The organism is Natronococcus sp. CG52 (genome assembly GCF_023913515.1).
Classification (GTDB): domain Archaea; phylum Halobacteriota; class Halobacteria; order Halobacteriales; family Natrialbaceae; genus Natronococcus; species Natronococcus zhouii.
In genome coordinates, this window is record NZ_CP099391.1 from 3,963,341 (window position 1) to 3,971,974 (window position 8,634).

General features: G+C 66.8%; 7 protein-coding genes and 2 pseudogenes. 5 read left to right on the forward strand and 4 right to left on the reverse strand.

Annotated elements, in window-relative coordinates; genetic code table 11:
* The first annotated feature begins 131 nt into the window (after positions 1-131).
* Positions 132-812, forward strand: coding sequence for a class I SAM-dependent methyltransferase (locus NED97_RS19775; protein WP_252488719.1), 681 nt, complete (start codon positions 132-134; stop codon positions 810-812).
* Positions 813-989: 177 nt separating this feature from the next.
* Here the strand turns inward: NED97_RS19775 and NED97_RS19780 are convergent, their stop codons facing one another.
* Positions 990-1,571, reverse strand: coding sequence for a DUF1684 domain-containing protein (locus NED97_RS19780; RefSeq protein ID WP_252488720.1), 582 nt, complete (start codon positions 1,569-1,571; stop codon positions 990-992).
* A gap of 137 nt (positions 1,572-1,708) precedes the next feature.
* Here NED97_RS19780 and NED97_RS19785 point away from each other — a divergent pair, with 137 nt between their 5' ends.
* Together NED97_RS19785 and NED97_RS19790 are read left to right on the forward strand one after the other, a co-directional pair.
* Entirely contained in the window at positions 1,709-2,335 is a 627-nt protein-coding gene (locus NED97_RS19785; RefSeq protein WP_252488721.1) for a metal-dependent hydrolase, read from the forward strand.
* Positions 2,336-2,457: 122 nt separating this feature from the next.
* Positions 2,458-4,830, forward strand: coding sequence for an ATP-dependent DNA helicase (locus NED97_RS19790; protein ID WP_252490663.1), 2,373 nt, complete (start codon positions 2,458-2,460; stop codon positions 4,828-4,830).
* Here NED97_RS19790 and NED97_RS23260 read toward each other — a convergent pair.
* Together NED97_RS23260 and NED97_RS19795 are read right to left on the reverse strand one after the other, a co-directional pair.
* Positions 4,816-4,938: a hypothetical protein gene (locus NED97_RS23260; RefSeq protein WP_345781212.1), complete on the reverse strand. Its 123-nt coding sequence runs from the start codon at positions 4,936-4,938 to the stop codon at positions 4,816-4,818. The two genes, NED97_RS19790 and NED97_RS23260, sit on opposite strands and share 15 nt — an antisense overlap.
* Entirely contained in the window at positions 4,935-5,993 is a 1,059-nt protein-coding gene (locus NED97_RS19795) for an ABC transporter substrate-binding protein (protein WP_345781213.1), read from the reverse strand. Before NED97_RS19795 ends, NED97_RS23260 begins: the two co-directional genes overlap by 4 nt.
* Positions 5,994-6,128: 135 nt before the next feature.
* On the opposite strand from NED97_RS19795, the pseudogene NED97_RS19800 reads away from it, so the two are divergent.
* Together NED97_RS19800 and NED97_RS19805 are read left to right on the forward strand one after the other, a co-directional pair.
* Positions 6,129-7,216 (forward strand): annotated as a pseudogene (locus tag NED97_RS19800) (AI-2E family transporter).
* 72 nt (positions 7,217-7,288) lie between these two features.
* A complete protein-coding gene (locus tag NED97_RS19805; protein ID WP_252488722.1) occupies positions 7,289-7,912 on the forward strand; it encodes a DUF5518 domain-containing protein in 624 nt (207 codons plus the stop codon).
* A 13-nt stretch (positions 7,913-7,925) separates the two neighbouring features.
* On the opposite strand, the pseudogene NED97_RS00005 reads toward NED97_RS19805, so the two are convergent.
* Positions 7,926-8,633 (reverse strand): annotated as a pseudogene (locus tag NED97_RS00005) (ABC transporter permease); the annotation flags it as partial.
* Position 8,634: the final 1 nt, after the last annotated feature.

Here is an 8,634-nt window from a genome sequence, read left to right on the forward strand (position 1 = left end):
AATCTGTCGGTCACTACTTCGAGCGGAGCCACCCGGCCGCGTGTACGCCTCCGATGCGACGGAGCAGACCGCTCTCTACGGCCTGTGCTCGAGTCGAACTCGTTTTGATGCTCTGGGCTGATGAGTCTCGTATGAGCGTTCGCGAGGAGTTCGACGACTGGGCCACGAGCGGAAAGGACAGGGGGATGGAGGAGCGCCACTGGCACACCGCCAAGCACGCGCTCGCGCGGATGCCCGTCGAACCGGGCGATACCGTCCTCGATCTGGGCTGTGGCAGCGGCTACGCCGGTCGGGCGCTGCGAGACACCAAGGGTGCGGGCCGAGTCTACGGACTCGACGGCTCGCCGGAGATGGCCCACAACGCCGCGGGTTACACGGACGACGGCCAGGTCGGCTACGTCGTCGGCGACTTCGGTTCGCTCCCGTTCGCCGACGACTCGATCGATCACATCTGGTCCATGGAGGCGTTCTACTACGCCGCCGATCCCCACGAGACGCTCGAGGAGGTCGCCCGCGTGCTTCGTCCCGGCGGAACGTTCTACTGCGCGGTCAACTACTACGAGGAAAACGTCCACTCCCGCGAGTGGCAGGAGTTCATCTCGATCGAGATGACCCGCTGGGACCGCGACCAGTACCGCGAGGCGTTCCGCGACGCGGGACTCCTCGTCGCCGAACAGGACAACGTTCCGGACCGCGAGATCACGATCCCCGGCGAGGCCGAGTTCCCGCTCGAGGACTGGGACACCCGCGAGGCGATGGTCGAGCGCTACCGCGAGTACGGCACCCTCCTGACGGTCGGCGTAGCCCCTTGATTTCGGGTCGAACGGCGCGGCGCACCCCTTGGTTTCCACTCGAACCGGGCTCGACGCTCCGCTCTATTCGGCTCACGTCAGTCGATTCACACCCTTCGTGCAGCTTCGAGCCGATACTGCTCACTCGGGCTCGCTCGAGTCGAAACGATCCCCCGTGTCTCACTCGCACTGACTGCGTCAGTTCGATTCGAACCCCTCGCCCGCCGGAATCGCGATCTCGAGCCAGTTCTCCTCGGGGGGCAGCGGACAGTCGAAGGTCTCACTGTAGGCGCAAAACGGCGTGTACGCGAGGTTGAAGTCGACGACGAGTTCGTCGCCGGTCTCGAGGTCCCGATCCGGCGCGAGTTCCATGTATCGCCCGCCCCGGTAGCTCTGCTGACCGGTCGTCTTGTCCCGGAACGGGATGAAGATCGGCTCCTCGTCGGGGCTCTCGAGTTGATAGCCGGCCAGTTCGAACGTCCCGTCCTCGAGGTCCTCGTCGTCGCGTTCGAGTTCGAACTCGAGCGTGACGGTCCGAAGATACCGCATCTCTCGATCCGCGGTCGTATCCATCAACACGACCTCCGGATCGTCGTGGACCGTAGCGGTCGCGGCGACGCGGTAGTCCGAGTCCGGGCTGAAGTACTCGAGCCCGTCGAAGCCGTCGCGATCCTCGGGCGGAATCGGCGACTGGGGATGCTCGGCGAAGAACTCGTCCTTCTCGGCGCGCTTTGACTCGAGTTCGTCGCGCCACTCGTCGACGTCGATAGAATCGCTCATACGGTCCGTTGGAGGGGAAGATTGGAAGGCGTTGCGTTTGCCGTCTTCTCGTCCCTCGCGACCGGGACGTCTGTCCCCAACGATCGTTACTAACTCGGGAAGAACGATTATTATACTGGCCGCCCGAGGGTCAGATCATGTGGCCGTGGGAACACGCAATCGTGGGGTATCTCGCCTACTCGCTGTTCTGTCACACCTACTACCGGGACTCTCCCGGCGGCCTCGAGGCGTTCGCGGTCGTCTTCGCGTCGGTGCTTCCCGACCTGATCGACAAACCGTTGACGTGGGAGTACGAGATTTTCGAGGTCGGATACGCGCTCGGCCACTCGATCTTCTTCGCGATTCCGCTGTCGGTCGCCGTCGGTGCACTCGCCAGGTCCTACGACCGACCCCGAACTGGCGTTGCGTTCGCCGTCGGCTACCTCCTGCACCTGCCCGCTGACATCGTCGACGGCTACGTCCGGAACGACCACCTCATCTTCTGGATCGTCCTGTGGCCGGTCGAGAGGGGCGACGCTCACCTCCACGCCCACGAACACGGTCCCGGCTTCATCGACCAGTTCTTCGTGTTTTTCACGCATTACCGACACGAACTGTTCTCGAGCGATCCCTCGACGTACATCCTGCTCCAGTTCGCCATGGCCGCCTTCGCCGCGCTGATCTGGCTCTACGACGGCGCACCCGTCCTCCGCGAGTGTCTGCTCGGCGGAAAGCGACTCGTCGAAGCGACGATCGAACGAGCAACCGAGTCCCGGAACCGGTAACCCGCTGCTGCTGTCGCCCGCCAGCGGGCGATTGCGCCGAGCCGGTCCGCACGTTTATATTCGAAGCCGCCGCAATCGCAGTTCGTCAACGCTATGGACGACCGACGATGAGTACGGCAAGAATGACGGACTGGCGCTCGATCTTCGGCCACGAGCAACCCTACGACGAGCAGGTCGACGGTATCGAGACCGCAATCGAGACCGCTCGAGACGACGGCTACACCGTCGTCGAGGGGGCCTGTGGCACCGGAAAGACGATGATTGCGCTCAGCGCGGGGATCGACCTCGTGCGCGATCCCGACACCGACTACGAGCGCGTGTTCGTGCTCACGAGCGTCAAGCAGCAACTGCGCCAGTTCGAGGCCGACCTCGAGACGATCAACGCGAACCTGCCCGACGACTGGAACCCGATCTCGGGACTGACCCTCGTCGGCAAGGCCGACGTCTGCCCGTACAACCGGGAGGGAGCGGGCGGGATCGACGACGGCAACGTCTACGACCGCTGTGAGACGCTGCGGGACCGAACCCGCGACCTCACCGGTGAGGGCGGGGAGACGACGGCCGGCACGCTGACCGCGCGGGCGCGCCAGCAACAGACCGGACTCGCCGACAGCGGGACGGCCGGAACGACGGGCCGGTTCCTCGAGACCGCCGGGGAGACGGCCGCTTATCCGCCGGAAATGCCGACGTACGGCGACGGGGGAGCGGTCGGCGCCGAAACCGAGTACTGCCCGTTCTACGCGCAGTACCTCGAGGACCTGCCCGAAGAGGAGAGCGACGGAGACGCCTCGGAGGCCGTCCCGTTCGACTTTACGAGCGCCGGCCTACTCACTCCCGAGGATCTCGTCGCGCGATCCGTTCGACACGGCACCTGCCCCCACTCCGTGATGGGGGCGCTGCTCGGCCACGTCGAGGTCGTCCTGGGAAATTACTACCACGCGTTCGATCCGACGACGACGAACACCTTCACCGGCGCGCTGCTCGACGACTCGACGTTCGTCGTCTGCGACGAGGCCCACATGCTCGAGCCCCGGGTGCGGGACCTGGTCAGTGACGGCGTCGGCGACACGACCCTGCGCGACGCCGAAACCGAACTCTCGCGGGTCATCCAGCCGATCAGGTTCGAACGCGAGGGACGCCAGGCGGAGGGCGGATCGAAGACGGCCGACGCCGAACTCGTTCGCGGAGAACTGGCGGACAGCGACGTCTCGTTCGAGGAACTCGCACGCACGCTCGAGTTCGTTCGAGACCTTCGGCAGGAACTCGACCGCCGGGTCACCGCCCATCTCGACCGGACTCACCGGGGGTGGAAGTCGAACCTGACCGAACTCGCGGACGACGAGATCCCGCTACGCGACCCGCAGGAACCCGCCGAGGACGAACTCTCCGAGTGGGCCGTCGACGCCGGCTACAGCGACGCCGTCTGGGTTCGCGCCGAGGCCGCCGGCGCCGTCGTCGAGCGCGTCCTGAACGAGGCCGAGGACGAGGAGCGCACCCGCGCCGCGCCAGCCGTCGGTCGCGTCCTCGGCGAGTGGTACCGCCGCGACCACACCGACTACTTCCGGGAGATCGAACTCGAGCGGACCTGGGACGACACCGAACCCGCCGACTCGTGGCGCCGGGCCTACACCGCCCGACTCGCCCTGCACAACTGCGTGCCGAGCGACGCCATCGGCGAGCGCCTCGGGAGCTTCGGCGGCGGGATCCTGATGAGTGCGACACTCGAGCCCATGGATGCCTTCACCGAGGTGACGGGCCTCGACTACCTCGCTCGCGAGGAGGACCGCCCGGTCGTCGAACGGCGGTACGGACTGCACTTCCCGGAGACGAACCGCGAGAGCTTCGCGGTCGCCGCGCCCAAGTACACCTACGAGAACCGGGGGCGACCCGGAGAGACCAATCCGACCAGAACGCACTACGCCGACGCTATCGCGAAGGTCGCTCGTCTCCCCGGAAACGTCCTCGTCGGCATGCCGAGCTACGCGGAGGCCGAGTGGGCCGCGGGCGTCGTCGAGGAGCGGATCGAGAAACCCGTCCTGCTCGACGCCGCGAGCGACGACGAGACCACCCAGTCGCTCAAAAGCGAGTTCTTCGCGGGCGACGGGAAGGTGCTCGTCACGAGCCTCCGGGGGACGCTCACCGAGGGCGTCGACTACAGCGGTGACCGGCTCTCGGCGGCCGTCGTCTGTGGCGTCCCGATCGTCAACACCTCGAGTCCCCGGACGAAGGCCGTCCGCCGAGCCTACGACGACGCCTTCGAGGACGGGTTCACGTACGCGCTGACGATTCCCGCGGTGCGGAAGGCGCGCCAGGCGATCGGTCGCGTCATCCGCTCGCCAGAGGACGTCGGCGTTCGCGTGCTGTTGGACGAGCGCTACGCTCGCGATAGCTGGGATTCGGTTCGACCGTACCTGCCCGACGACGACGAGTTCCAGCCCGTCAGTCCCGATATGCTCGAGCACGGCCTCGAGCGGTTCCGGTCACGGTTGTCGTAACGACGGCTGCTCTTCGATGGTGTCCACCGCGCCGCCCTCGACCGCGCTGCTCCAGTTACCGAGCCACTCCTCGAGGCTGCCTCGCAGTCGATCGTATTCGATAGTCACGGACTCCGCGGGAATCTCGGCGCGCTCCTCGAACCCCTCGTCGAGATCGACGAACGCGTTGCTGACCGCGGGAATCTGGGCCCGTCGTTCGGCGAGTTCGACCTGCACCTCGCTCGAGAGGGCGAAGTTGAGGAAGTCGTAGGCGAGATCGATCTTCTCGGCCTGATCGAAGATGGCCACCCCGAGGGTGTCTCGTACCCCTGTTCGTCCGGGAACGCGACCCGGTAGCGGTCCGGATCTCGATCCTCTCGATCGGCGATCACCGGATCGGTCGAGTAGGCGACTGACAGCGGTCGCTCCGCCGCCGCGTAGAGCTCGTCGGACGCCGCCCAGCCGTCGGTGATCCGGGCGCCGTTCTCTCGGAGTCCGCTCCAGTAGTCGAGGTAGCCGTCGGTTCCGAAGGCGTCGATCGTCCAGAGGAGAAACGCCAGCCCCGAGTCGGCGCGCTCGGGATGGGGAATCAGCAGCGTCTCCTCGTACTCGGGCTCGGTCAGGTCAGCGAGCGTTTCGGGGGCCTCGAGTTCGTCGTCATCCGCGTGGAGGAGACAGCTGTATCGCACCCCGGAGGGGAGAACGCGACCGTTCGGATCGCCGAACTCGAGATCATCGCGGATGCGGTCGGTCGCTGTGATCCGATCCTGGTTGAGTTGGCGGAAGAGTTCGCGCCCCTCGAGTTCGCGGTCGACCGCTGCGAGCGCGGCCGGAGTGAGCCCGAAGTAGACGTCCGCGTCGATTTCGGCCTCCTGGTGGACGCGCCGGACGTAGTGATCGAGGCCGGCTTCCGGGATCGTCCACTGGAGTTCCGCGTCGGGAAACTCCTCCTCGAAGAGTTCCCTGAGTCGCTCGTCGGCGGCTCGCTCGCCGCGGACCATCGACTCGGTTGTGGCGATCCGGAGCGTCCCGTCGAGGTCGGGCTCTTCGGGCTCGGGGTCGTCCCGGTCGTCGACGTCGGCCGGTTCCGCTTCCTCCTCGTCGTCCGCTTCGCGGGTGAAACAGCCGGCTAACCCGGCGAGCCCACCGCCACCGACGGCCCGTACGACCGAACGCCGTTTCATAGCGGTAGTGATACGCCGTATCGCCTTAAGCGCCGGGATCACCCCGTATCGACCGACGTCCGTCTTCTCGCGGCGATTTCCCCGGCATCGGGTCCGGGACAGAAAGGTTTTATCCGACGGCTGAGACTCACCGGTGTGACAGCGAACGCGAACGGAGCGCGACGACGCCGCCACGTGCTCGCTGGTGTGGTTGCTGCGCTCGGCGTCGTAACCGGGGCGATCCTGCTCGAGGTCCTCGGAACGATCCTCTTCGCGCTGACGGTCGCCTACGTTCTGCTTCCCGTACAGGGATGGCTGGTCAGGCGGGGCTCTCCGAGTGGACGTCCGCCGTCGCCGCGACGCTACTCGGTTTCGTGGGCGCGGTCGCCGTCTTCTCGCCGATCGTCCTCACGCTGTACTTCCGAATCGACGAGGTGATCGCCCTCGTCGAGGACGTTCCGCCGGAGATGCCGGTCACGGTGCTCGACGTGACGTACACGATCGAGGCAGGGGAGGTCCAGACGCTCGCAGTGACCTTCCTGCGCGACCTCGCCGTCTCCCTCGCGTCGTCGCTTCCGGTGCTCGCGATCAAGTTCGCCCTCTTCGTCATCCTGCTGTTCGCGCTACTGTACAAGGGCGACGCGGCCGGACGAGCGGCGATCGCCCCCGTTCCACACGAGTTCCGCGACGTCGTCCACGCGCTCGCCACTCGAGCCCGGGAGACGCTGTACGCGATCTACGTGCTGCAACTCGCCACGTCTGTCGCCTCGCTGCTGATCGGCTACCCGCTGTTCCGGCTGCTGGGTTACGAGATGGCCTTCACGCTCGCGCTCTTCGCCGCAATCTTGCAGTTCGTCCCGATCATCGGCCCGAGCCTGCTCGTCGCACCGATCGCGCTCTACCACGTCGCCGCGGGCGAACTGGCCGCAGCGGCGCTGGTCGGCGTCCTCGGAATCGGGCTGGTTGCCTGGTTTCCCGACATCGCCGTTCGACCGCGACTCGCCCGCCGCTCCGCCGGCTTGCCGGGCAGTCTCTACTTCGTCGGCTTCACAGGCGGCCTCTTTACGCTCGGCGCGATCGGAATCGTCGTCGGCCCGCTGATCGTCGCGGTCTTCGTCGAGGCCGTCGACCTGCTCGCCGAGGAGGTCAACGGCGACACGACGCTCGAGGACTTCGCGAGGCCGGAGTCGGAGACGCCGGCCGAACCCGTCGAGGCGGAACCTGGCAACTCGTCCGACGACTGACGCTCGAGTCCGCGTCTCGTCCCCAGCCCACTCAGCCGTCCAGCTTTTCTATCTGCCCGTCGTCGGTCACGTATGGCCAGTGGCCGAACGATCATCAACGCGATCATCGGTGCCGTCGTCGGTATCGTCCTCTCGTTCGTCCCGTTCTCGACGATCATCGGCGGCGCCGTCGCAGGATTTCTCGAGGGTCCGGACGAGCGCGACGGGGCGCTCGTCGGCGCCCTCGCCGGCGCGGTCACGTTCGTCCCGATCGCCGCCGTCGCACTCCTCGCGATCGGGGTCGTCGGCTTCGGGATGGGCGTCGCCGCCGCCCCGGCAGAGGGATTCGCGTTCGTCGTGCTCGTGATCCTCGCGCTCGTGCTGTTCGCGTTCCTCTACACCGTCGGACTGTCGCTGCTCGGCGGGTATCTCGGCGCCTACCTGGCGCGTGAGTATCCGGAACGGCACGCGAAGACGCGAGAGACGATCGGAATGAGCGGGCGCGAGTCGAGGCGGAAACGAACGCCGACGACCGACGACCGACCTCGATCGGAGACGCGAGAGCCGCGGGAGCCGTTCGAGACCGACCGCGACGATCCGGACCGCTCGAACGTATCGAACCGCGAGGACCGGCCGGAAGCCGCCGAAGGCGCCGAATCCGATCCCTCCGACCCGCTGCGATGGCACGAGGAACACGAGTCCGACCGGGACGAGTGACGCTCGCGACGACTCACTCGTACCGGAGCGCGTCGATCGGATCCGTCCGCGCCGCCCGCCAGGCCGGGTACAGTCCCGAGAGGATCCCGACGAGGATCCCGACCGCGATCGCGAGGGCGACGTACTCGTAGGGGTAGACCAGCGGGAGATCGATGTACCACGCGCCCACGTAGCCCGCGACGAGACCGAGCGCCGTTCCCAGTACGGCGCCGATGACGCCCAGAATCACCGCCTCCGTGAGAAAGAGGCCGAGCACGTCCCGGTTCTGTGCGCCGACCGCTTTCATGATCCCGATCTCGCGGGTGCGCTCGGTGACGCTGACGAGCATGATGTTCGCGATGCCGATCGACCCGACCAGCAGGGAGATGGCGGCGATGCCGACGATGAAGTTCTGCAGGAGATCGAGAACGTCCTGCAGCTGCTGGAGCAGCTCCGTGCTCGTCCGGAACGTTATCTCGAGGTCGTTGCCGAGGAACTCGCTCGCGTCGGCTGCGTCGCTCTCGAGGTACGCGACGGCGCTCTCGCGGGCGGCGTCGATATCCGCCTCGCTGGCGGACTCCCCCTCGATGATGATGGCGATGAAGCGGGCGTCGCCGGTCTCCGCGGTTCCGTCGGCTTCGCCTCCTCCGGCGTCTCCCCCGATCCCGGCCGCCCGCTCGACGTAGTAGGGATCGGTCGGGACGTAGATCCGCGGCGACGATTCGAACCCCTCGAACGGACTC